Source organism: Thiocapsa sp. C2-2m, assembly GCF_041903745.1.
Taxonomy (GTDB): Bacteria; Pseudomonadota; Gammaproteobacteria; order Chromatiales; family Chromatiaceae; genus Thiocapsa; species Thiocapsa roseilacustris.
On sequence record NZ_JBBWVD010000001.1, the window covers coordinates 115,206 to 139,645 of the forward strand.

A 24,440-nucleotide genomic window follows, 5' to 3' on the forward strand; every position below is an offset into this window, starting at 1 on the left:
CGGATGCCGCACCGTCTCGATCCGACCGGTCGGCTTGCGCTGTCAGCCCTGTCGCGGGCCGACGCCCGGACGCTTCGCACCCTGGAGCTGGAGTGGCCGGATGCCGTCGGACTGCTGGCACGGGTCGCACTGCTCGCCTGCCCGCCGTCCGGGGACGACCCTGCCGAACCCGCGCTGGCGCTGGTGCGCGCGGGTATCGCCGCCTACCGTCGCGCCCGCAGCGACGGCGAGGACGATCTTGCGCGCTTTGCGGCCTTCGTCGACGGCATCACCCTGGCGCTGGCACGCCGACACCAGTATTGCGTGGCGCGGGCGCTGACCGAGCCGCAACGCCGGGTGCTGGCCCGGCGCCTGCCCCCGAGACATCTGTCCCGTGTGGGATAGCGCGAGCACCAAAGAAGGTCGCGGCGTGTGGCTGTGGGCGGCTGCCTCCACCCTGCTGCTCTTCCTGCTCGAACTGATCCTCTTCGCCTCCTTCATCCCGAGCGATTGGGCGCACGGCGTCGAGCAGACCGAACGGCGCGTGCTCGTGGAGACCCTCGGGGCCGACGCGGCGCAGGCGATTGTGGCGCGCGGCACGCGGTGGTACGACACGCTCTTCGTGGAGACCGGCATCGCGCCCTGGACCTATCGCCTGGTCGCGACCGGACCGGGCGTGGAGTCCGGCTACGGCCTGGAGCCGATCGGCGCGAGTCCTGCCTGGGCCTGGTTGCGCGGACGCCTGGACGTGATTTGGGGCGCGTTCGCGCAGGCCCTGCGCCGGATCGCGCTGCTGCTGGCGTGGTGGCCCTTCATGGCGATCGTGCTGGCGGCGGCGATCGGCGACGGCTGGCTGCGCCGTCGCATCCGGCAATACGGGTTCGTCTACGCCAGCCCGCTGGCGCATCACACCGCGCTGCGGATCCTGCTCGCACTCTGGCTGATCGTCGGTCTGCTGCTGTTCGCGCCGATCGCGATGCCGGTTCTTGCGATTCCGGTGCTCGGCGTCGTCTCGGCGCTGTGCGTGGCGTTTGTGGTGACCCATACGCAGAAGCAGCTCTGAACCGCGTGATCCCGCCTTCAAGGCGAGGCCGTTCCACCTGCGGCAAAGCGGGCGTTTGGAGCGAGTTTTCGCCGTCGCGGGCCGGAAAGGCGTGACGCACCATGCGCTCACGTCAAAACCGCGCCACAGGCCCCCGATGGAGACCCTCGACTTTCCCCACCACATCGACGAACCGCCCACGCTGCTCTTGTGGCGTATGGACGATCTGATGCCGCTGGTGCTGGCGCTCGTCGCCGGCATCCTCGCCGGACAGCTCACCATCGCCCCGCTGCTCGGCGCCCTGCTCTCGCACGGTTACCGGCGGTTTCGCGATCGCCAAGCCGACGGCTACGCGCTGCATCTGATCTACTGGTTCGGCCTTATGCCGCTCGGGGCACGCTCCACGCCCAATCCCTTCGCGCGGCATTACGTGCCATGACCCTCGGCGAGTTTCTCTCCACCTGGCGCGGCACGACACTCGAGAACCGCGTCTGGCGCATCACGGTGCTGGTCCTTGTCGCCTCCAACCTGATCCTGGTCGGACTGGTCGGTCAGGTCGAGCGCACCGTGGTGCTGGTTCCGCCGGTGTTGGAAGGCGAGGTCACGATCGCGCGCGAGTACGCGAGCCAGGAGGTCGAGGAGTCCTGGGGTGTCTACGTCGCCCAGCTGCTCGGCAATGTCGGCCCGACCACGGTCGACGGGCTCGTGCGCGTCCTCGACCCGCTGCTCGCCGGCGGGCTGCATCGCGAGGTCATGGCCTCGATCGCCGATCAGACCGAAGCGATCAAGCGCGAGAACATCGCCATGCATTTCGCCCCGCAAACGGTCGCCTACGACACCGCCACCCGCACCGTCTTCGTCACCGGACAGCACAAGACCGAAGGCCCGGCGGCCGCCCCCGTGCTCAACCGACGCACCTACGAGCTGCGCGTCGAGTTCCGCAACTACCGCCCGCTGATCACCCATCTGGAGGTGTATCGCGGCGATCCGCGCAGCGCGCGCGATGCCCACCCCGAGGACGCGAACACATGATCACCCGACGCATCCCCATCCTCGCCGCCGTCCTGGTCGCGTCGAGCGCACTGGCCGAACCGGCCTTCGAGGTTCCCCCGGTCCCCTGCACGCTGCTCGACGCCGGGTGCCCGCCGAGCGCCCTCTCCTCGGTCCTGCAGCCGTCGCGCTCCGAGGCGTCGCCCGAGGGCCTGATCCGCACCGTCATGGGCGGCGGAGCCACGCCGGCTCGCACCGGCGGCAACCTGCCGGTGACCCTGGAGCTGGATCCGCGCAACCTCGCCGTCACGCCGGGCACCACGGTGCTGATCGAGATCGCCATCGGACACCTCAACCGCATCGTCACGCCCTTTGCCGACCCGGTCGTGCATACCGTCTCCAACGCCTCGACCCAGGTCGACGGCAGTGTGGTCTATGTCGCCACCGACACCGAAGAACCGGTGGCCCTGTACATCGGCGACGGCCAAGGCAGCACCCTCGCGCTGGCGCTGACCTTGGCGCCGCGGTATGTCCCGCCGCGCGAGGTCCGCCTCACGGTGCCGGGGTATCGAAGCAAGCGTGCCGGGAACGCGACCGCCACGCCCGCCGCGGTCGAGCCGGTGGCCGCGATGCCGATGTTGGCCAACGCCTCGGACCGCGACGGCGACGGCAACGGACCGGCGTACGTCTCGGACCTGGTCGAGCAGTTGCGCGCGCTGGCGCAAGGTCGTATGCCCGAAGGTTTTCGGATCGCGAAGGGATCGAGCGGAGCAAAGCTGCGTTGCGCCGAGGGGCTGAAGGTGCGCAGCGGCGAGCGCGCCGAGGGTCCGGCATCCGACCTGCTCAAGGCCAGGGTCGCCAACACCGCCGCGCATTCGATCACGCTCGAGCACGACACCTGCCGCCCGGATGCCGCGACCGCCACCGTCGCCGCGATGGCCGCCTGGCCGCGCAGGGTCATCAATCCCGGCGAGGAGACCGAGGTCTTTCTCCTCCTCGCCCGCGACGCGCCTCCGCATCGCACGAGCGGACAGCCACGATGATGCATCGACACTGGGAGAGCCTCTCGCCGAACGCCAAGCGGGTCGCCGCGCTCGGCGGCGGCGTATTCGTGGTTTCGGTCCTGACGGCGGGGAGCTTTCTGTTCGCCCCGGCACAGACCCCGGGCCTGCAGTCGCCCTCGCCGCGCGATACCCTGGTGCGCAACATCCTCACGGATGCGGATCCGCGTCAACTCGGGATCGAGGCCCTGGTCAATCGCCTGGAGCGCATGGAAAAGCGCATGAGCGAGGTGCAACGCAACCTCGAGCGCGGCGCCACCGCCGCACCGAACACGCCCGCGATCGGGCCGGCGCAGCGCGAGCAGGATCTCGGCAACGCGCTCGAGCTCGAGGCGCTGCGCGGAGAGATCGATCAGCTCCGGGAGGCCCTCGCCGCGCAGGCGCGGCAAGGGGCACACCCGCCGGGACTGCCGCAACCGGAGCTGCTCGGCGATGCGGCGTCGGCATCGCCGGCCGGCACCGCCGCGGAGCCACACCGACCGGCGCCGATGGAGGCGCTGTTCGGACCGCCGACGACACCGCCGGCCGCGCCGGGAGCGGCACCCTCCTCCGCCGTCCCCGCACAATCGCCGGGGCGCACCTTGCAGATCCGCACGGTCGCCGCGCCGGCGTCGACGGCGCCGCCCGCCGCAACAGCCCCCGGAGCGGCCGAGCCCGGATCTGTCTATATCCCCGCCGGCGCCATCCTCAAGGGGGTGCTGCTCAACGGCATCGACATGCCGACCGGACAGAACGCCCGCAAAGATCCCGTGCCGGCCCTGATCCGGGTCAAACACCAGGCGATCCTGCCCAACCGGGTCCGCGCGGATCTGCGCGAGTGCTTCCTGCTGGTCGGCGGCTTCGGCGATCTGGCCTCCGAGCGGGCCTATCTGCGCGGGGAGACCTTCAGCTGCATCCGCAACGACGGCGGAGTGACCGAGATCCCCATCGACGGCTACGCGGTGGGCGAGGACGGCAAGGTCGGGGTACGCGGGCGGGTGGTCTCCAAACAAGGCGTCCTGCTCGCCAAGGCGCTGCAGGCGGGCTTCCTGCAATCCTTCTCGCAGATCTTCAACCGCATGCCGACGATCCCGGTCAACACCGGCAACGGCACGGACCTGCAGTTCCAGTCCATGCTCACGCCCCAAGCCCTGAGTGCCGCCTCGGCACAAGGCGTCGGCGGCGCAATGGATCGGCTGGCCAATTACTATCTCGACATGGCCGAGCAGCTGCTGCCGGTGATCGAGGTCGATGCCGGACGCGGGGCGGAGTTCATCCTCAACCGCGGGGTGTCGATGAAGCTGGCCGACTAGCTCGGGAGCCCGTCGGAACAGGCAGCGAGCGGAGCGTATCGAGACACTGCAGGCAGGCTCGGAAACCATGGGGCTCGAAGCTCCCCGGAAAACCTCGTGATCTTCTCCCGACTCATGCATCCTCGCCTGTGCCCGGGACCGGCTTTGTTCTGCGTCCGATCAGCCCAGAGAAGCGCAGCCGTTCCTCGCCGTCGTCGTCGCGAATCATCCGCAGGGTCTCGCCGCGGGTCCGTCCAAGTCCGAGGATGATCGCCTCGTCCTCGGAGACCGCCCGCAGCGGCACCTGAATCGCCGCGGCGGTGAGGTACGGCATGCGGTAGCTGAAACACAGATGACCTTCGCGCAGCTTGAGCTCGACATCGACGATGGGAAAACCGGGATCGGCGTTGAAGATCGCGTAGGTGCCGACACGCGCACCCCAGGACGGGCTCGTCTCGGGTGCAGGCGCCTTCTCCCCGAGCAGCATCTCGCGATCGCCGCGTCGCGCGATCACCACTTCGCGCCCGTCACGCTGCTGGCTCTGAAACTGCATGTCGGCGAGCGGGCGAAAGGCGGGAGGCAAGGTCTCGACACTGTCCGGCGCGATCCCGAACCAGCCCTCGGGCAGCGGCACGAGTCCAAAGGTATCGCCCGAGAGGCAGGCGCAGAGGGTGGCTTGCTCGGGTCGAAAGGCGATCAGCCCCAGATCGGTGGCATAGTCGCCTTCGAGTGCCATGACGGGCGCCGGCCCGGGCGAGCGCTCGGCCGGCGCCAGGAACAGCTGCGCGGAGACCGGCTGAGGCGCGGCGCTCAACACGCGGCTCAGGGTCTCCTCGGCCAGTCGTTTGATGACGCTGCGCGCACCCTCCGCATTGGCCAACACCGCGATGCCCAAACCCTCCTCGGGCAAGAGGATGCACTCGCCCGCGAATCCGGGCGTGGTGGCGCCGTGGCGGAGCACGCGCCCGCAACTCGGGATCGTGTCCTGCTCGAGAAACCAGCCCAAGCCGTTGAAGATCTCCATGTCCAGGAGGTTGTCCGGGTTCTGGACCTCGGACATCGCCTCCACCGTGCTCGGGGCGAGGATCTGGTGACCCTCGAGCGCTCCGCCGCCGAGCAGCGCACACATCAGACGACTCAGGTCGGCAGCGGAGGTCTCGATGCCGTGGGCCGGCAGATCGCGCACCGGCAAGAGCCCGATCGGCGCGCCCTCGCGGTAGCCGCGGGCGCTCGCGGGCGAGGCCCGCGCGAGGAAGCGGGTGTCGGTCATGCGCAGCGGGCCGAACACATGGGCGTCCATATAGCGCTCGAAGGGCTGACCCGAAACCGTTTCGACGAGATGGCCCAGAAGACTGTAGCCGAGGTTGGAATAGGAGAAGACCAGCTCGGGCGGAAAGGCGGCGTACTCCTCGCGCAGTGACTCGACGACGCGCGTAAAGGGCTCGTCCGTCCACATCCCCTTGGTCAGGTCGGTCGGCAGACCGCTGTGGTGGCAGAGCAGACTTCGCACGCGCACGGGCGCGTTCGGGCTCTCGGTGCGCGTGCGTACGGAAAATCCCTCAAGGTAGGCCGACAGGGGCTGATCCAGATCGATCCTTCCGGACTCGACCAGCTGCATGACGGCAATGGCGGTGAGGGGCTTGGCCAGCGAGCCGGCGCGGTAGCGGGTCGCGGCGGTGGCGGCGATTCCGGCTTCGACATCGGCCTGACCGTAGCCTTCGGCCCAGAGGACCCGATCGGTGTTGACCAGCGCCAGACTGAGCGCCGGGATCTTGAAACGGGCCTGCGCCTGGATGATCTGCGGCGTCAGGGCATCGCGGATGGCGCGCACGTGCGCATCCGTACCGGGCAAGAGGGCGGTTGCAGAGGCAGAGGCAGGCGGGTCCGCACGAGGCGCTGCGCCGGATCGTGGCGAGGCGGACCAGCTCAACCCGGAAGAGCCCGCCAGCACGGCGGCGAGAAAGCGTCGGCGATCGATCGATGTGAATCTCGATTCACTCATGCGCATGCGCCCTCGTGTCGTCGACGCGGTTCCGAGCCGGGAGAGGCCCGGCACCGCCGGAGCGGTGTCGAGCGGGTTCGACATTAAACCGCGCCCGATGCGGTATGCGATGTTTTCGGATGGGATCGGCCCCGGAAGACTTAACGACCGTTTAAGTCAGCGCGGTTTAAGATATTGAAACATATCAAATTCTAAACCGCGCCTCCGCAAAGGTCGGAATAATCCTTGAGCCCGATACACAAGGAAAACGACGCATTTCACCCTGGACGCGATTTAGTAGCTCAAATCCCCGGTGGGTCCGAAGTTCCCGTAGATATCGGGACGTGGGCCGTGGTTCTTGTCGTCCTGCACCGGACTGAAGAGCTCCGAATTGCCGTCGGCAAGCCCATGATACAGATCGAAGCTGTCGCCGACGCCGGGTTGGATCCCGACCGCCGGGACCGATTCGCGGGAGTATACGAAGAGATCCGGATTGCCGTCGGCGAAACCCTGGTAGACGGTATCGGCGGCGATGTTGGCGGCGAACAGCGTCACGGCGAGTGCGAGTGCGGATTTGGTGATGGACATGGTCGTGCTCCTGATTGGATGGGTTCGGATCATCGTGCTTGCAGCGACCTATCGTCGTTGCTTGACGGTGATACAGCAGTCGCCGTGCCAGCCTTCTAGAACCCGAACTTTTCCCTTTTAAAACAGTATCTAATGATCTTAAAAGGTCCCGGAGCTGCCGCTCTCACACCCGATCCGATTAAACGAAGCATGATGGCCTTTCAACGTTTCGTGACGTCGAATCGTGGCATCGGACTCGGGATGGTGACTCGGTCGCGATCGGGCGGTTTCCTGATCCGAGCACGCGCGTGATGATGGTGATGAAAGAAACCGCCATCGGGGGCTCTCTCGGGAAGAGACGGAATGATCGAAGCCGGATCCGGCACCCGTTCCCGCCACGACCCATCAGAATCGCTACCCGAGAGGAAAACCATGAAGAAGCTCGCCCTGTTGCTGGTCATCCTGGCTGCGGCCGCGGCCTTTTTCGCCTTGGGCCTGGACCGCCATCTGACCCTCGACGCCCTGAAGGCCGGCCAGGCGGGCTTTGATGCCTGGTACGCGGCGCGTCCCGCACTGGTGATCGGCGCCTTCTTCACCGGCTATGTCGCGGTGACCGCCTTGTCGCTGCCGGGGGCCGCCATCATGACGCTCGCCGCCGGCGCCCTCTTCGGGTTGGGTATGGGCACCCTGATCGTCTCCTTTGCCTCCAGCATCGGCGCGACCCTGGCCTTTCTGGTCTCGCGCTTCCTGCTGCGCGATGCGGTGCAGCGACGCTTCAGCGCGCGTCTGGCCACGCTCAATACGGGCATCGAGAAAGACGGCGCCTTCTACCTCTTCACCCTGCGGCTGGTGCCCATTTTCCCCTTCTTCGTGATCAACCTGCTGATGGGGTTGACCCCGATCAAGCCCCTGACCTTCTACTGGGTGAGTCAGGTCGGCATGCTCGCCGGAACCCTGGTCTACGTGAACGCCGGCACCCAACTGGCACGGCTCGACAGCCTGTCGGGGATCCTCTCCCCCGCCCTGCTCGGCTCCTTTGCGCTGCTCGGCGTCTTTCCGCTGCTGGCCAAATGGGTGGTCGAACGGATCAAGGCGCGACGGGTTTATGCCGGATGGCCGAGACCCCGTCGCTTCGATCGTAACCTGGTGGTGATCGGCGCCGGCTCGGGCGGTCTGGTGAGTGCCTACATCGCCGCGGCGGTGAAGGCGAAGGTCACGCTGATCGAAGGCGATCGGATGGGCGGGGATTGTCTCAACACCGGCTGCGTCCCCTCCAAGGCGCTGATCCGCAGTGCGCGCTTTCTCCGCCGGGTCCGCCGAGCCGAGCGCCTCGGCGTCGTCGGGGCGAGCGCCGAGGTCGACTTCGCGCGAATCATGGGGCGCGTGCATCGGGTCATCGCCGAGGTGGAGCCCCACGACTCGGTGGAGCGCTATACCGCGCTGGGCGTCGAGGTGATCCGGGGTCGGGCACGGCTCGTCTCGCCCTGGAGCGTGGAGATCGATACGCCTGCCCAAAGAGGACGAGGACACCATCGCGCTGATCGAGGCGGCCTTGCGCGAGGACGGGGTGCGCCTGCTGAACCACACCCGGACCCTGCGCTGCGAGGTGGTGGACGGGGAGCAGCGCCTGGTGGTCACCTCCGGGCCGGGCGTGCATCCGGTGGGCGCGCATCCGGATCAGCGCTCCGGCGGCGCGGAGGAAGCGCTCCCCTTCGATCTCCTGCTCTGCGCGATCGGGCGACGCGCGCGGGCCACCGGCTTCGGACTGGAGGCGCTGGGCATCCCGCTCACCCCGGCCGGCACCATCGAGACCAACGCCTCTCTGCAGACCCGCTATCCCAACATTCTCGCCTGCGGCGATGTGGTCGGCCCTCATCAGTTCACCCATGTCGCCGCTCATCAAGCCTGGTACGCAGCCGTCAACGGCTTGTTCGGCGGCATCAAGCGCTTCAAAGTGAATGATCGCGTGATCCCGCGCGTCACCTTCACCGACCCGGAGGTCGCACAGGTCGGCTTGACCGAACGCCAGGCCCAAGCCCGAGGCATCCCCTACGAGGTCACCCGCTACGGACTCGACGACCTCGACCGCGCCATCACCGAGAGCGCCGCCCAGGGTTTCGTGAAGGTGCTGACCGTGCCCGGCAAGGACCGCATTCTCGGTGCCTGTATCGTCGGCGAGCACGCCGGCGAGCTGCTCGCCGAGTTCACCCTGGCCATGAAGCATGGTCTCGGACTCGAACGCATCCTCGGCACCATCCATCCCTACCCGACCTGGAGCGAGGCGGCCAAGTATGCCGCCGGGAACTGGAAACGCGCACATGCGCCGCAAATCGCACTGACTTGGCTGGGACGCTTTCACGACTGGATGCGAGGATCAACCTGACACTCGGGGCATACCGCCGACTGCGACGGCCCGTCGTCGAAGGATTTACGAAGACTTTACGCCGACGCCCGCCGGGTCACATAGTGCCTTGACGCCCGGCCTCCCTAGAATGCGTATCCACGAACCTTCGAACGAGACCCGCCTTCGATGGATACCGCCCTCCTCCTCATCGTTGTCGCCCTCGCGGGCTATCTGCTGTTTGCACTGATCCATCCCGAGCGGTTTTAGCCGGCGGTGATGATCATGGCGATCCTCGGCGTCTTTATCCTTCTGAGCCTCTTCGGGCTCTGCTTCCTCTTCATCGACTGGGTGGACCGGCTATGAACGAGGTGTTCTTGATTTACGCCGTCGTCTTGCTGCTGGCTTGGCCGCTGGGGCGCTACCTCGCATTGGTCCATGCCTCCACGCCCACCCCGCTGGATCGGGTGTTCGGCCCCTTGGAGCGCATCCTCTACCGCGCCATGGGGATTGATCCTGCCGCCCGGACGGGCTGGGTCGCCTACGGCAAGGCGCTGCTCGAGCTGCATCTGGTCATCGCCCTGATCGCATTTGCGATCCTGATGCTGCAAGGCTGGCTGCCGCTCAACCCGGACGGGATCCCCGGCATGGACTGGGACCTGGCGCTGCACACCACGGCCGCCTTCATTACCAACACCAACCAGCAGCATTACGCGGGTCAGGCGCAGCTGTCCTATTTCGCGCAGCTCTTCGCCGTCGTCGCCATGCAGGTGATCACGCCGGCGGCGGGGATCGCCGCATTGGTCGCCACCCTGCGCACCCTGCTCGGACCGGAGGGTGCGCAGGTGAAAACGGCATCGGGCGAGGTCGCGGTCGGGCACTTCCACGTCGATCTGGTGCGCACCATCGTGCGTCTGCTCCTGCCGCTGGCCTTCCTGACGGCGTTGCTACTTGCCTGGCAGGGTGTCCCGAGCAGCTTCGAGGGGGCTCGGGTGGTCAAGCCCTTGGACGAGAGCGCCGCGCTCGCCGAGCAGCGCATCCCGGTCGGCCCGGTTGCGCCGATGGTCGCGATCAAGCAGCTCGGGACCAACGGCGGCGGCTGGTACGGCGCAAACAGCGCGGTGCCGCTGGAGAACCCGACACCCGTGTCCAATCTCGTCGAGACGGTCGCGATCCTGCTCATTCCGGTCTCCTTGCTGGTTATGGCAGCGTATCTGACCGGACAGCGACGTCTGACCCTGTCGATCCTCGCGGTCATGCTGGTGCTGTCGGCGTCTTTGTCCGGCCTGGCGATCTGGTCGGAGAACCAGCCCAATGCGGCCTTCGCCGGCATCGCTGCGGACGGGCCGAACCTCGAAGGCAAAGAAGTCCGCTTCGGCGCCACCGCCACGGCGCTCTGGGGCAGCTTCACCACCCAGACCTCCAACGGCTCGGTCAACGGCATGCATGATTCCTTCAATCCATCGGGCGGCCTCGCCACCCTGATGGGCATGCTCATCAATGCCACCTTCGGCGGCGTCGGGGTCGGTCTGATCAACTATCTGCTGTTTCTTCTGCTCGCCGCCTTTCTCGGGAGCTTGATGGTGGGGCGATCGCCCGAATTCCTCGGCCGACCCATCGAGGCGAAGGAGATCAAGCTGATCTCGATCGCGCTCGTGTTGCAGCCCCTCTTGATCCTGTCCCTGGCCGCAGCGGCGGTCACGGTCCCCGGCCTGGCGCAGACCTCCAATCCCGGCTTCCACGGCTTGAGCCAGGTCATCTATGAATACACCTCGGCGTATGCGAACAACGGATCGGGCTTCGAAGGCTTGGGCGACGACACGCCCTGGTGGAACCTGAGCTGCGCGCTTGCCCTGATCCTCGGCCGATTTATTCCGATCCTGGCGCCGCTCGCGATTGCCGCCGGCATGGCCGGCAAACGGGTCGCGCCGCCTACCTCGGGCAGTCTGAACGTGGCCACACCCACCTTTGCGGTCCTCACCTTGGGGGTGATCCTGATGTTCGCACTCTTGAGCTTCTTTCCGGCACTCGCCCTCGGTCCCTTGGCCGAGCAGTGGACGCCCTTGCCATGAGCAGCCTGTCGCCAAAGCAGGAGTCCACCCTGGGCGCTGTCCCGCACGGATCGCACAAGCGGCCCGCCCGGTTCGATCCCCTGGCCGGCGGAGGTCTCCTCCGGCTCGCCGGTCAGGCCGTCCGACGTCTGGATCCGCGCTCCCTGGCGCGCAACCCGGTCATGCTGGTCGTCGGGGTCGGCACCCTGGTGACCATCTGGCTGACCGGCGAGGCGATGCTGGATGGTCGTCCCTTCGGCTTCGATCTGGCGATCGCCGCCACACTCCTCTTCACCCTGCTCTTCGCCAACGCCGCCGAGGCGCTGGCCGAGGCACGTGGTCGCGCCCAAGCCGACAGCCTGCGCTCCACCCGAGATAACCTGTTCGCCAACCGACTCGCGGGCGAGCGCGAGGAACAGGTCCCCGCTCGGGATCTGCGCATCGGCGATCGGATCCGGGTGCGCGCCGGGGAGCTGATCCCGGCAGACGGCGAGATCGTCGAAGGCGCGGCGAGCATCAACGAGTCGGCCGTCACCGGCGAGTCCGCGCCCGTGCTGCGCGAGGCCGGGACCGACAACAGCGGTGTGACCGCCGGGACCAAGGTCATCTCGGATGCCATCCTGATCGAGGTCACGGCCGTCTTCGGGCAGACCCTGCTCGATCGCATGATCGCCTTGGTCGAGGGGGCGAAGCGGCAGAAGACGCCGAACGAGATCGCGCTGACCGTGTTGCTGACGGCCATGACCCTGGTCTTCCTGATCGTGGTCGCCACCCTGCTGCCCTTAGCCCGATTCGTCGGCACGGAGGTGTCGCCGACCGTCCTGGTGGCCCTGTTGGTCTGCCTCATCCCGACCACGATCGGCGGGCTGCTGCCGGCGATCGGCATCGCCGGAATGGACCGGGCGATGCGGGCCAATCTGGTCGCCAAATCGGGCAAGGCGGTGGAGGTCGCGGGCAACATCGACACCCTGCTGCTCGATAAGACCGGGACCGTGACCTACGGCGACCGTCACGCCACGGATTTCCGCCCCGTCGGGGAAGCGATCGAGACACGGCTGCGCGATGCTGCGCTGCTCGCCTCGCTCGCCGACCCGACCCCGGAGGGCAAATCCATCGTCGCCCTCGCCCGGCAGCGTGGGGCGAGCGCGGCGGCCGGGGTCGATGACCGCTTCGTGCCCTTCTCGGCGCGCACCCGGCTCTCCGGGATCGACCGGCCCGACGGCGGACGCATCCGCAAGGGCGCGCCGGATGCGATCCGGCGCTTCGTGACCGAGAACGGCGGCATCTATCCGGCGGAGACGACCCGAGTCGTCGAGGAGGTCGCGCGCGGCGGGGCGACACCGCTGGTGGTGGCCGAGCTGCTGCCCGCGGACCATTCGGCAGCGGATCGGGGACGGGTGCTCGGCGTCGTCCCGCTTGCCGACATCATCAAGCCGGGGATCAAAGAGCGTTTCGCGCGTCTGCGTGCCTTCGGCGTGCGCACCGTCCTGATCACGGGCGACAATGCGCTGACCGCGGCGGCCATCACCGCGGAGGCCGGACTCGACGACTATGTCGCCGAGGCGACACCGGAGCAGAAGCTGGAGCTCATCCGCCGCGAGCAAGCCGAGGGGCGCTTGGTCGCCATGATGGGCGACGGCACCAACGACGCGCCCGCCCTGGCCCAGGCCGATCTGGGCCTCGCCATGAATTCGGGTACCCAGGCGGCCAAGGAGGCCGGCAACATGGTCGACCTGGATTCGGATCCGACGAAGCTGCTCGAGGTGGTGGAGATCGGCAAGCAACTCCTGGTCACGCGCGGGGCCTTGACCACCTTTTCGCTGGCCAACGATGTGGCCAAGTATTTCGCGATCCTGCCCGCGGTCTTCGTCGCCGGGGTGCCGGCGATGGCGGCGCTCGACCTGATGCAGCTGCATAGCCCGGCGAGCGCCGTCCTGGCCGCGGTTATCTTCAATGCCCTGGTGATCCCCTTGCTGATCCCCTTTGCATTGCGCGGGGTGCACATCCGCCCGGCGAGCGCGGATGCCCTGCTGGGCCGCAATCTGGCGATCTATGGCCTGGGGGGGCTGCTGCTGCCCTTCGTCGCCATCAAGGGGATCGACCTCGGACTGAGTCTGTTGATTTAAACCGCGCCCGGAGCGGTATGCGATGTTGTTGGATGGGATCGGCCCAGGCAGACTTGACGACCGCTGGAGCAGGCGCGGTTTAAGATATTAAAAAATAAGTTATTTTAAGCCGCTTCCACGCTACAAGGTTGTGGATGCACTAAATGCCGATCTCACTCGAAAGTGAGCATCTCGCTCTGGACGCGGTTTAGGAGCCTACGATGACAGCGAAACGCCAAGCGCACCGACATACACCGCCCGCCGACTTCCCCGGAACGGGGTGGCTGAACTCCATGCGCGCCGCCCTGGTCTTGATCCTCCTGTGCGGCGGACTCTACCCCCTAATTGGCGTTTGGTCCGCGGCCGCGCTCTTTCCGCACCAGGCGACCGGGAGCCTGATCGAGCGCGAGGGCGCGCTCGTCGGCTCCGCGCTGGTGGGCCAGGCCTTCGTCGATCCGGGTTATTTTCGGGGTCGACCCTCGGCGGCTGGGTATGACCCCTTCCGGGTGTCCGGCTCCAATCTGTCCCCCGGCAACCCGCAGCTTCGGGCACGCGCCGAGACGACCGCCCACGCCCTCGCCGCCGAGTACGCTGTCGATCCGGCGAGGATCCCGGTGGACCTGATCGCCGCCTCGGGCTCGGGCATCGACCCGCACATCAGCCCGGAGGCGGCCCGGATGCAGGTGGCCCGTGTCGCCGAGGTGCGCGGTCTGCCGCAGGCACGGGTCGCGGAGCTGGTGACGGCGCAGGTGGTGCCGCCGGTCCTCGGCGTGCTGGGACAGCCTCGGGTCAATGTGCTGCGATTGAACCTCGCACTCGACGCGCTCTGGCCTAGAGAGGGGCCGTGACGGAGTCGGACCCGCATCGTCCGGATCCCGATGCCCTGCTCTCGGAGGTCGCGCAGGAGGGCCGCGGCGGACTGAAGATCTTCCTGGGTGCCTCCCCAGGCGTGGGCAAGACATTCAAGATGTTGCAGGCCGCCCAAGAGGCCCGGAGCGAGGGTGTCGACCTGGTGATCGGACTGATCGAAAGCCACGGGCGCGCCGAGACCGAGGCCCTTGCCGAGGGATTGGAGCTGATCCCGCGGCAACGCATCCCCTATCGCGGCCGGCTCTTCGAGGAGCTGGACCTGGATGCGATCCTGCAACGCGCGCCCGCGGTCGTGCTGGTCGACGAGCTCGCGCACCGTAACATCCCCGGTACCCGCCACCCGCGTCGCTACCAGGACATCGAGGAGCTGCTCGGACGCGGGATCGATGTCTGGACCGCGGTGAATATCCAGCATCTGGAAAGCCTCAACGACGCCGTCGCGCGCATCACCGGCGTGCGCATGCGCGAGACCGTCCCCGACGCCCTGCTCGCCACGGCGCGCGATCTAGTGCTGGTGGATCTGACCCCGAGCGAGCTGATCGACCGCCTCAAGCAGGGTAAGGTCTACGTGCCCGAGCAGGCGCGCGCCGCCTTGGATGGTTTCTTCAGCCCCTCGAACCTGGCCGCGCTGCGCGAGCTCGCGCTTCAGACGGTGGCCGAGCGCATCGACCTGGATGTCCGCGCGGCGATGCGGCGACGCGGTGTCGAGGGCCCCTGGCCGGTGCGCACCCGGATCCTGGTCGCGATCGACGGCGTGGGCAACAACGAGGAGGTCGTGCGCCTGGGGCGGCGCCTCGCCGAGCGTCGGCGTGCACCCTGGAGTGTGGTCTATGTCGAGGCGAGGGACAGCGACCCGGAGCGACGCGCGCGGGTGGAGCGGGTCTTCCATCTCGCCGAGCGTCTTGGCGCGGAGGTGGTGACGCTGCGCGGACAGGATCCGGTCGAGGAGATTCTAAGCTATGCGCGCGCCCGCAACGTCACGACCCTGGTGATGGGCCGCAGTCGGAGCCGGCCACTGGCGGGAATGCTGGGCCGGACCCTGAGTCAGCGACTGCTGCGCGAGGGGGGCGAGTTCGAGATCACCTTCGTGCCCTCCTCCGTCGCCCGTGCGCGGCGACGCGATCCGGGGCGGCGCCGGCTGAGCGAGGCGGGCGATTACCTCGTGGCCGCAGGCGTGATTGCCGCATCGGTCGCGATCGCCGCACTTCTCGAGCCGCTCCTGCCCTTGGCGAACCTCTCGCTCATCTTCCTCGCGGGGGTACTCTGGGTCGCGGTGCGCTCCACGCTCGGACCGGCCCTGCTCACGGCACTCGTCAGTGCGGCGCTCTACAACTTTCTCTTCACCGAGCCGCGCTACACCTTTTTGATGCACCGCACGGACGAGCTGCTGACGATCGTCTTCTTCCTGCTCATGGGGTTGGCGGGAGGTCAGTTGGCGAGTCGCCTGCGTCGGCAGATGCTGGCCCTGCGCGCGACCAATGCCCAGACCCAGACGCTATTGGATCTCGGGCGGCGCCTGACGGCCGCCGCCGATCTGCCGAGCGTCCGCCGCGAGACGGTGCGGTCGCTGGCCGAATCCCTGCGCGTGCGCACCGTCCTGTTTGCCCCCGCGGATGACTCGGGTGCCTTGCGGGAGGCGATCGGATCGGACTCGCATCCCGATGCAGCCGCAGCCTTGGACGAGAAGGCGCGGACCGCTGCTCAGTGGACCTACGACCATCGTCAACCCAGCGGCGCTCAGACCGAGACCCTGTCGGGCCTGACCTGGCGGTTTCTCCCGCTGGCCATCGAGACGGAGGCGTTCGGTGTCATCGGGCTCGACTTCGCCGGCACGCCGCCGGTCTCGTCCGCCCAGTTGGCCGCGCTCGATGTGCTGGTCAGCCAGGCCACGCTCGCCATGGCCCGGACCCGGCTGGCCGATCGTCTGGAGCAGGCCAAGGTGGCAGAGGAGACCGAGCGGCTGCGCTCGGCGCTCCTGTCGTCCGTGTCGCACGACCTGCGCACGCCGCTCGCATCCATGATAGGCGCGGCCAGCAGCCTGCGCGCACTCGACGGCACGATCTCGCCGGAGGATCGCGCCGAGCTGCTCGATGCCGTCCTGAGCGAGGGCGAACGACTGAATCGCTACATCCAGAATTTGCTCGACATGACCCGGCTCGGCCACGGCACCCTGCGGATCGAGCGGGATTGGATCGGCATCGACGACCTAATCAACGCGGCGCTGCGACGTCTGCGCGAGCCGCTCCAGGGGCTGCGCGTGACCCGTGCCATCGCCCCGGACCTGCCGCTGCTCTATGTGCACCCCGCGCTCGTCGAGCAGGCGCTGGTCAACGTGATCGAGAATGCCGCGCGCTTCTCCCCCGCGGGCGGCGAGATCCGCTTGACGGCGACGCGGGCCGGCGAGAGTCTGCGCCTGACCATCTCCGACCAGGGGCCGGGGATCCCCGAAGCGGACCGCAAACGGGTGTTCGACATGTTCTTCACCGGGAGCAAGGGCGATCGCAGCAAGCAGGGCAGCGGCTTGGGCCTTGCGATCTGCAGCGGGATGATCGGTGCGCACGGCGGACGGATCGAGGCGCTCGAAGGCCCCGGCGGTCGCGGGGCGACCATCGCCATCGCACTGCCGATCATCGAGATGCCCCCCAACGCCACTGGCGAGGGTGCAGACCCCGACGGGGAGACGGGCGGTGAATGAGTCTAGTCGACTCTCACGGAGACACGGAGACACGGAGAAAAAGAGATCTCTCCTTCGTGTCTCCGTGTCTCCGTGTCTCCGTGAGAGATCCTAAAAAGCCGATTGGTCCCAAGCTCGATGAGAAACGACCCGTGACCACCGCCCGTATCCTGGTGATCGATGACGAGGAGCAGATCCGACGGTTCCTGCGGATTAGTCTCAAGAGCCAGGGCTATCAGGTCATTGAGGCCGATAACGCGGAGGCGGGTCTAGCGTTCGCCGCGACCCAGACCCCGGATCTGGTCATCCTCGACCTCGGACTCCCGGATGCGGACGGCAAGACGGTGCTCGCCGAGATCCGTGCCTGGTCGTCGGTCCCGGTCCTCGTCCTTTCGGTGCGTGACTCGGAGACCGAGAAGGTTCTGGCCCTCGACGGCGGCGCCAACGACTATGTCACCAAGCCCTTCGGGGTACAGGAGCTGCTTGCCCGGGTGCGCAATTTACTGCGGATCGTTGGCGACGCGGCCAAACCCGGCGGACTCTTCGACGACGGCCACCTGCGGATCGATCTCGGTCTGCGCTTGGTCACGCTCGACGGTGCGCCCATCCACCTCTCGCGCAAGGAATACGCCGTCCTGCAGGCCCTGGTCGCCCATTCCGGCCGGGTCGTTACCCAATCCCAGTTACTGCGCGAGATCTGGGGGCCAACCCATGTCGAAGACACCCACTATCTGCGCATCGTGATCGGCAAGCTGCGGCAGAAGCTGGACGACGACCCGAGCGAGCCCGGCTATCTGGAGACCGAGCCGGGCGTGGGGTATCGGTTTATCGGTGAGCGGTGAGATCAATCCCGCCAAAACCCCGGCGTAAACAACACCAACAAGGTGAAGATCTCCAGCCGCCCGAGCAGCATCGCCAGGGCGCAGATCCATTTTTCCGCGTCGGAGACGGCGGCGAAGTTGCTCGCCGTCTCCCCGAGCCCCGGGCCCAGGTTGTTCATGCAGGTCGCCACCGAGCCGAACGCCGTGATCGCGTCCATGCCCAAGGTCATCAGCGCCATCATGAGCACGACGAAGGTCCCGACATAGAGCCCGAAGAAGGCCCAGACCGCCTCCAATGTCCGGTCTTTGATGACCTGTCGTCCGACCAGGAGCGGCTGGACGTGCGAGGGATGGACCAGGCGGCGCAGCTCGATCCCGACCTGTTTGCCGAGGACCACGAAGCGGATGACCTTCATGCCGCCGGCGGTCGAGCCGGCACAGCCGCCGACAAAGCTGATGAAGATGAGGAGCATCGGCAGCAGCGTGGGCCACACCGAGAAGTCGTCGATGCCGTAACCGGTGCTGGTGATGACCGAGGCGACGGTGAACGCCGAGTAGCGCAGGGCCTCGCCGGGCGACGCTTTCGCCCCTTCCAGGTAGAGCACCAGGGTCGCGATCAGCACGACCCAGAGGACGACACCGAGAAAAGCCCTGACCTCCGGGCTGTCCCAATAGGGCCGGAGCGAGATCCGCTGCCAAACCAGATAATGGACACTGAAGCTGATCCCGCCGATCAGCATGAAGACGGTTGCGATGCCCTCGATATAAACGCTGTCGAAATAGGCCAGGCTTGCATCGTGCGTCGAGAAGCCTCCGGTCGAAACGGTGGTCAGGCTGTGGGCGATCGCATCGAAGGGGGTCATCCCGGCAATCCAGTAGAGCAGCGCACAGACGCTCGTGATCGACAGATAGAGGATCCAGAGGGCTCGCGCGGTATGCGCGATCCGCGGCGTGAGCTTGTCGTCTTTCATCGGGCCCGGTGTCTCGGCCCTCATGAGCTGCATCCCGCCCACGCCGAGGATCGGCAGAAGCGCGATCGCCGAGACCACGAAGCCGATCCCGCCGAGCCACTGCATCTCCTGGCGGAAAAACAGAATCGACGGCGGGACATCGTCGAGCCCGACGATGACGGTCGCCCCGGTGGTGGTGAAGGCGGAGACCGACTCGAAGACCGCATCGGCCGGATCCAAGCCCAATCCAATCATCAGGGGCAGACTGCCGAGCAGGCTCATCGCAACCCAGAGCATGGCCACGATGACAAACCCGTCGTGGTTGCGCATCGCTTGCCGATACCTGAGGGTCGGCAGCCAGAGCAGCAGGCCGACAGCGAGGCTCACCAGCAAGGACAGCGCGAAGTGAACCGCCTCGCCGTCACCGTAGAGAAGCGCAACTGCCAGCGGCGGCAACAAAGCCGCACTGAAGAGAACGAGAAAGATTCCGAGCGTTCGAGCGACCAGCGCGGCCTGCATTCGATGGGACATCCGAGCCGAGGGGTGATCGGTGGACATTCTCCATGTCCTCGGCATCGGCTCCCGTAAAAAGTCCGTAAATTCAGGTCGGCCCAGACCCCACCCTTCGAGAACCAAAATCGTTGCGAGCCGCCTGAAAGAACCGAGCTTTCTCCCGGGTCTTTAGCGGTGATGGCCGAGCAGGGGTTCACAACTCCGAGACGGCTCGTAGGCGACCCGCCCTGGCCATCACAAAAACCAGTCCGGATTTCCCGAGACCGGAACGCCGCGCTCGGCTCGGCTAGTGCAGCACGGCAGATGTATCGAGACCGTTCGTTGTCGTTGTCGTAATCGACCATCGATGCGACGACAACGACAACGACAACGACAACGACAACGACAACGATCTCGGACGGTCTCGGAATCTCTGCACTGCTCCATTAGGGCATTCGCAGCGCATACTTTTCGATCTTGCGATCGAGCGCCGGTCGCGAGATACCGAGGATCTCGCAGGTCTTGCCCTTATGTCCTCCGGTATGGTCCAACACCCGCTGAACGTGCTCGGCCTCGACCGCGTCGAGTGTTCTCAGCACCTGGTTCTCGGTCGGTTTGCCCGGCACACCGCCCGCGGCCGGACCCGGTGCCGCCGTGGGCTCGGTCTCGGCGTCGAGCTCGAGCAGATCGGCCGTGATCAGACCCGTGCGCGCCTGCACCATTGCTTGCGTCAAGCGGTTTTCGAGCTCCCGCACGTTGCCGGGCCAGTCGTGGCGGCACAGTTGCGCCAAGGCCGCCTCGGCGATGCGCGGTCGCGCTTGGCCCAGACGCTCGGCGATGCGCGCAATCAGACCTTCGACCAGGAGCGGGATGTCGTCGCGTCGCTCGCGCAGCGGCGGCATCTGAATTTGAATGACCTTGAGCCGATAGGCCAGGTCTTCGCGAAAGCGCCCGGCCGCGGCCTCGGCCATGAGATCCCGGTTGGTCGCGGCGACCACGCGGGCGTCGGTCGCGATCGTCTCGGTGCCGCCGACGCGTTGGAAGACACGCTCCTGCAAGGCGCGCAGCAGCTTGGCCTGCAGGGTCGGGGCGAGCTCGCCGATCTCGTCCAGAAACAGGGTCCCCGCGCTCGCCTGCTCGAACTTACCGAGCTTGCGTGACTGTGCACCGGTGAAGGATCCCTTCTCGTGCCCGAACAGCTCGCTCTCGAGCAGGGTCTCGACGATCGCCGCACAGTTGACGGCCACGAACGGGCCGGTCCGACCGCTGTGCTGATGGACCAGACGTGCCACCACCTCCTTGCCGGTGCCGGACTCGCCCGTGATGAGCACGGTGGCAGAGCTGCGGGCACTCAGCGCAATGGTCTTGCTTACCGCCAGCATGGCGTCGCTGCGCCCAATCAGGTCGCGCGCCACACCCGGCCCGGCCTCCAAGCGTGCCGGCGCCTGCTTGGCGGCCTTGCGTTGACGCAACAGGCGCTCGAGCGTCTGCTGCAGCTCGGCGAGCTTGATCGGTTTGTGTACGAAATCGGCGGCACCGCGCTGGATCGCCTCGATCGCCAGCTCCAGGTCGTGCTGACCGGTCATCATGATCACGGGCAGATCCGGGTTCGCCTTCAGCAGCGACGCGATCAGGTCGCTCCCCTGCCCGTCCGGGAGCTGTTGGTCCAACAGCACCAGATCGACAGGCGCCGCCTGCACGCGCGCCAGCCCCGAGCGACAGGTCTGGGCGACCTCGACCGCGAAGCCGACATCCTCGAAGTGCATCGCCAGCATCTGCCCCAAGGCCGGATCGTCTTCGATGATGAGCAGTTGTCGGGGCATCGCGGTCGACTGCCGTTTTCAGGGTTAAGGTCAGGGTACGGTCGCATGCACCGGCGTGCAAGAGATCGCCGGCGTGCCGGGTCTTGTGGAGATAGGAAGGCCCGATGCGTCAGATTCGGCGTCGGTCGCCAGGCGTCCGAGAGAGCACGAACTCTCACCGCTCTGCAGAGCGGCAGGTCTGGACCGTTGAATCATCTGAACCACCGAGTGCTAAGCTGGATACTCTGATAGCGACAGCCACTGCTTCGATCCCGGTTTTAACCTCAACCCATTGGAAGCCGTCCGAGTCCGTGGCACGCATCAAAACGCGCGCTGCCGGGCCTATAATCGGGCCAGCACCATCCCCCGCAACGACCCACCGGAGGCCATGATGTCCGCCGCACCTCAACCGCATCTTTCGTTCGACGACTGGCTCGCCATCGAGCGGACCGCGACCGACCAACGCAGCGAATACCTTGCCGGCGAGGTCTTTGCGATGGCCGGCGGCACCGAGGAGCACAACCTGATCGTGCTCAATGTCGGCGCCGAGCTGCGCAACCAGCTCAAGGATCGACCCTGCCGCGTCTACCCGAGCGACATGAAGGTCCATATCGCCGCCGACGACGTGGGCACCTACCCCGACGTGATGGTGATCTGCGGCGAGCGCCACTTCCACGACGGCCGGCGCGACGTCGTCACCAATCCGATCCTGATCGTCGAGGTCCTGTCGGACTCCACCGAGGCCTACGACCGCGGCGACAAGTTCCGACATTATCGAAGCCTCCAATGCCTGCAGGCCTACCTGCTGCTGTCGCAGTATCGGATGCAGGCCGAGCTGTTTCTCCGCCAGCCCGACGGAACCTGGAGTCTGAGCAGCTACCAGGAGCCGTCCGAATCCATCCCGCTGCGCATCGTCGAGGCCGAGCTGTCGCTGGCCGAGGTCTACGATAAGGTGGAGCTGTCGAGGTAGCATGAACCGCCGACGTGTCGGTCTTTGCCTTCTACTGTGTCTGACCATCGCGCAGGTCGGCAGCGTCGGTGCCGAGGACCGCGACGACGCGCAGGCGGCAGCGGACGTCTCGGCAACCTACCCGCCCGAGCTTCAACGCCGGCTAGCGGCGGCACTCGCGGCCAAGGGACCGGACTACCGCCCGCACACCGAACACCTGCTCCCCGATGGCCGACCTCGCTACACCAACCGCCTGATCCTGGAAGATTCGCCCTACCTCATCCAGCACGCCCACAATCCGGTGGACTGGTCTGCCTGGGGGCCGGAGGCGTTCGAGCGCGCCCGCCGCGAGAACAAGCCGGTATTCCTGTCCATCGGTTACTCGACCTGCCACTGGTGCCATGTGATGGCGCGCGAGAGCTTCGAGGACAGCGCCATCGCGGAGCTGCTCAACACCCATTTCGTGGCGATCAAGGTCGATCGGGAAGTGCGCCCCGACATCGACCAGGTGTACATGACCGCCGTGCAACTGCTCACCGGCACGGGCGGCTGGCCCATGTCGAGCTTCCTCACACCGCAGGGCGAGACCATCGTCGCCGGGACCTACTTCCCGCCCGACGATTTCAGCGCACTTCTGCAAGGCATCAATGCCCAGTGGCAAGAGCGACCGGAACAGATGCGCGCCCGGGCTGCCGAGATCGCCCGTGCCGTCGCCGAGGCGCTCGCCGCCGAGGCACAAGCTGCCGAGCTCGGAGACCGGATCGTCGATCAGGCCATCGCGGGGCTACTCGAGCAGCATGACGATCTGCAGGGCGGATTTGGTGACGCCCCCAAGTTCCCGCAGCAGCCGCGGCTCGCACTGTTGCTCGATCAGGCGCTGCGCCGGAACGATCAGGCCGCGCTGACGGCGGCCGTCTTCACGCTGAAGAGCATGGCACGCGGCGGCATTCAGGATCAGGTCGGCGGCGGCTTCCATCGCTACGCGATCGACAACGACTGGCTGGTGCCCCATTTCGAGAAGATGCTTTACGACCAGGCGCAGCTTGCGCGCCTGTATCTGGCCGGGTGGCGGCTGACCGGCGACCCGGAGCTGGCACGCGTGGCCCGGCGCACGCTCGACTTCGTGCTGCGCGATCTGACCTCCCCGGCGGGCGGCTTCTACTCCGCCACCGATGCCGAGAGCGAGGGCGAAGAAGGGTTGTTCTTTCTCTGGACACCGGACGAGCTGAGGTCCGTGCTGTCGGCCGAGGACGCCGAGCTCGCCATCGCCCTCTACGGGGTGACCGAATCCGGCAACTTCGAGGGGCGGAACATCCTGCATCTACGGATCGCGCCGGAGTCGTTTGCCGCCGCCCGCGGCTTGACCCCGGCAGCGCTGTGGTGGCGCCTGGACGCCATCAATCAGCGCCTCTATCGGCACCGCGAAGGGCGCCCGCACCCGCATCGCGACGAGAAGATCCTCACCGCTTGGAACGGCATGATGATCGCCGCACTCGCCGAGGCCGCCGATGCCTTGGGTGAGCCGCGGTATCTGAGCGCTGCCGAACGCGCGGCGGAGCTGCTCTGGGGCGAGCTGCGTCCGGCGCCGGGTCGGATCAACCGCGTCTATCTCGACGGACGCGCCACACAGCCGGGGCTTCTGGAGGATTACGCCTTTCTCGGACAGGCCATGATCGCGCTCTATGACGCCACCGGCGAGCAGCGCTGGTTGACGCGGGCCCGCGAGATGGCCGATGCGCTGTGGGAGCGCTTTGCCGATCGCAGCGAAGGCGGCCTGTTCATGGGCGAAGCCACCGAGGAGACGCCGCTGATGGCGCGGCCCAAAGACGTCACCGACGGGGTCATGCCGTCCGCCACCTCGGCGGCCCTGCAGCTGCTGGCGGAGCTGTCCCGTCGCACAGATGAGCTCGCTTACGAGCGGCACGCGACAGAACTGTTGGCGAGCACATCGGGCCGGATCGCGCAGAACCCGAGCGCCTTCCCGTCGCTGCTGGCGGCACTGAACCTGCTGCGAGACGGCGACACCGGCCCCCTGCAATACGCGGCGCGGGGCGCCGTGCGCGCCGAGGCACACATCAGCGACCGAAAGAGCTTGGGCGAGAACGACAGCGCGAACCTGGTCGTTGATCTGACCCTGCGACCGGGCTGGCACGTCAATGCCCACCGACCGCTGCAGAACGCGCTCATTGGGACAACCCTGCGCATGCGCGGTGACCGTGCGGACTGGCGGATGGCGACGCCCAACTACCCGACCCCGGAGATCCTCCGACTCGGCTTCCAGCGCGAGCCGCTGGCGGTCTATCAGGACCGGGTCCGGATCGAGGCAACGCTCGAGGAGAACCCACGACAGCGGGCCGATCCCAGCGAGGCTCCAAGCGCATGGCTGCCCTTGGAGCTACGTCTGCAGGCGTGCAGCGACGCCATCTGTCTGGCCCCGGAGACCCTGGTCCTGCAGGTGTCGCTGCCTGCCCGCTGAAGCAGTCCGCCTTCGGAC

General features: G+C 67.0%; 19 protein-coding genes and 2 pseudogenes. 17 read left to right on the top strand and 4 right to left on the bottom strand.

Features of this window, described 5'->3' with window-relative positions:
• Positions 1-3: 3 nt before the first annotated feature.
• The 6 genes from AADX97_RS00480 (at position 4) to AADX97_RS00505 (ending at position 4,364) form a co-directional block, all read left to right on the top strand.
• On the top strand, positions 4-384 hold the full coding sequence (locus AADX97_RS00480) for a hypothetical protein (RefSeq protein WP_374232868.1): 381 nt from the start codon (positions 4-6) through the stop codon (positions 382-384).
• Positions 374-1,042, top strand: a complete 669-nt coding sequence (locus AADX97_RS00485) for a DUF4400 domain-containing protein (RefSeq protein WP_374232867.1) — start codon at positions 374-376, stop codon at positions 1,040-1,042. Before AADX97_RS00480 ends, AADX97_RS00485 begins: the two co-directional genes overlap by 11 nt.
• Positions 1,043-1,178: 136 nt before the next feature.
• A complete protein-coding gene (traL, locus tag AADX97_RS00490) occupies positions 1,179-1,460 on the top strand; it encodes a type IV conjugative transfer system protein TraL (RefSeq protein ID WP_374232866.1) in 282 nt (93 codons plus the stop codon).
• Positions 1,457-2,053, top strand: a complete 597-nt coding sequence (locus AADX97_RS00495; protein ID WP_374232865.1) for a TraE/TraK family type IV conjugative transfer system protein — start codon at positions 1,457-1,459, stop codon at positions 2,051-2,053. Before traL ends, AADX97_RS00495 begins: the two co-directional genes overlap by 4 nt.
• The gene (locus AADX97_RS00500) at positions 2,050-3,054 is read left to right on the top strand and encodes a type-F conjugative transfer system secretin TraK (protein WP_374232864.1); all 1,005 of its coding nucleotides are present in this window, start codon (positions 2,050-2,052) and stop codon (positions 3,052-3,054) included. The genes AADX97_RS00495 and AADX97_RS00500 overlap by 4 nt, the downstream gene beginning before the upstream one ends.
• Positions 3,051-4,364, top strand: coding sequence for a TrbI/VirB10 family protein (locus AADX97_RS00505; RefSeq protein ID WP_374238598.1), 1,314 nt, complete (start codon positions 3,051-3,053; stop codon positions 4,362-4,364). Before AADX97_RS00500 ends, AADX97_RS00505 begins: the two co-directional genes overlap by 4 nt.
• A 112-nt stretch (positions 4,365-4,476) precedes the next feature.
• Here AADX97_RS00505 and AADX97_RS00510 read toward each other — a convergent pair whose 3' ends face one another.
• Both AADX97_RS00510 and AADX97_RS00515 read right to left on the bottom strand, forming a co-directional pair.
• A complete protein-coding gene (locus AADX97_RS00510; protein WP_374238599.1) occupies positions 4,477-6,345 on the bottom strand; it encodes a serine hydrolase domain-containing protein in 1,869 nt (622 codons plus the stop codon).
• Between the two features lie 273 nt (positions 6,346-6,618).
• Complete coding sequence (locus tag AADX97_RS00515; RefSeq protein WP_374238579.1) at positions 6,619-6,912, bottom strand: hypothetical protein; 294 nt, start codon at positions 6,910-6,912, stop codon at positions 6,619-6,621.
• A 657-nt stretch (positions 6,913-7,569) separates the two neighbouring features.
• Between AADX97_RS00515 and AADX97_RS00520 the strand changes: the two are divergent.
• From AADX97_RS00520 to AADX97_RS00560, 9 genes and pseudogenes are all read left to right on the top strand, one after another.
• A pseudogene (locus tag AADX97_RS00520) lies at positions 7,570-8,235 on the top strand (VTT domain-containing protein); the annotation flags it as partial.
• Between the two features lie 223 nt (positions 8,236-8,458).
• Positions 8,459-8,737: pseudogene (locus AADX97_RS00525) on the top strand (FAD-dependent oxidoreductase); the annotation flags it as partial.
• 108 nt (positions 8,738-8,845) lie between these two features.
• A complete protein-coding gene (locus AADX97_RS00530; RefSeq protein ID WP_374232862.1) occupies positions 8,846-9,274 on the top strand; it encodes a hypothetical protein in 429 nt (142 codons plus the stop codon).
• A gap of 147 nt (positions 9,275-9,421) precedes the next feature.
• The gene (gene kdpF / locus AADX97_RS00535; protein WP_363928884.1) at positions 9,422-9,502 is read left to right on the top strand and encodes a K(+)-transporting ATPase subunit F; all 81 of its coding nucleotides are present in this window, start codon (positions 9,422-9,424) and stop codon (positions 9,500-9,502) included.
• Positions 9,503-9,594: 92 nt separating this feature from the next.
• The gene (gene kdpA / locus AADX97_RS00540; protein ID WP_374232852.1) at positions 9,595-11,304 is read left to right on the top strand and encodes a potassium-transporting ATPase subunit KdpA; all 1,710 of its coding nucleotides are present in this window, start codon (positions 9,595-9,597) and stop codon (positions 11,302-11,304) included.
• Positions 11,301-13,409 (top strand): potassium-transporting ATPase subunit KdpB, encoded by a 2,109-nt coding sequence (kdpB, locus tag AADX97_RS00545; RefSeq protein WP_374232851.1) that lies wholly within the window; start codon positions 11,301-11,303, stop codon positions 13,407-13,409. Before kdpA ends, kdpB begins: the two co-directional genes overlap by 4 nt.
• Before the next feature lie 200 nt (positions 13,410-13,609).
• On the top strand, positions 13,610-14,236 hold the full coding sequence (gene kdpC / locus AADX97_RS00550) for a potassium-transporting ATPase subunit KdpC (protein ID WP_374232850.1): 627 nt from the start codon (positions 13,610-13,612) through the stop codon (positions 14,234-14,236).
• Positions 14,233-16,953 carry a DUF4118 domain-containing protein gene (locus AADX97_RS00555; protein WP_374232849.1) on the top strand — a complete coding sequence of 907 codons (2,721 nt, stop codon included), beginning with the start codon at positions 14,233-14,235 and terminating at the stop codon, positions 16,951-16,953. The genes kdpC and AADX97_RS00555 overlap by 4 nt, the downstream gene beginning before the upstream one ends.
• A gap of 131 nt (positions 16,954-17,084) precedes the next feature.
• Positions 17,085-17,774 carry a response regulator gene (locus AADX97_RS00560; RefSeq protein WP_374232848.1) on the top strand — a complete coding sequence of 230 codons (690 nt, stop codon included), beginning with the start codon at positions 17,085-17,087 and terminating at the stop codon, positions 17,772-17,774.
• 2 nt (positions 17,775-17,776) lie between these two features.
• Here AADX97_RS00560 and AADX97_RS00565 read toward each other — a convergent pair whose 3' ends face one another.
• Together AADX97_RS00565 and AADX97_RS00570 are read right to left on the bottom strand one after the other, a co-directional pair.
• Entirely contained in the window at positions 17,777-19,261 is a 1,485-nt protein-coding gene (locus AADX97_RS00565) for a TrkH family potassium uptake protein (protein WP_374232847.1), read from the bottom strand.
• Positions 19,262-19,641: 380 nt separating this feature from the next.
• Positions 19,642-21,018: a sigma-54-dependent transcriptional regulator gene (locus AADX97_RS00570; protein WP_374232846.1), complete on the bottom strand. Its 1,377-nt coding sequence runs from the start codon at positions 21,016-21,018 to the stop codon at positions 19,642-19,644.
• Between the two features lie 370 nt (positions 21,019-21,388).
• Here AADX97_RS00570 and AADX97_RS00575 point away from each other — a divergent pair, with 370 nt between their 5' ends.
• Both AADX97_RS00575 and AADX97_RS00580 read left to right on the top strand, forming a co-directional pair.
• Positions 21,389-21,967, top strand: a complete 579-nt coding sequence (locus tag AADX97_RS00575) for a Uma2 family endonuclease (RefSeq protein WP_374238797.1) — start codon at positions 21,389-21,391, stop codon at positions 21,965-21,967.
• Between the two features lies 1 nt (position 21,968).
• Positions 21,969-24,422, top strand: coding sequence for a DUF255 domain-containing protein (locus AADX97_RS00580; protein ID WP_374232844.1), 2,454 nt, complete (start codon positions 21,969-21,971; stop codon positions 24,420-24,422).
• The last annotated feature ends 18 nt before the right edge of the window (positions 24,423-24,440 follow it).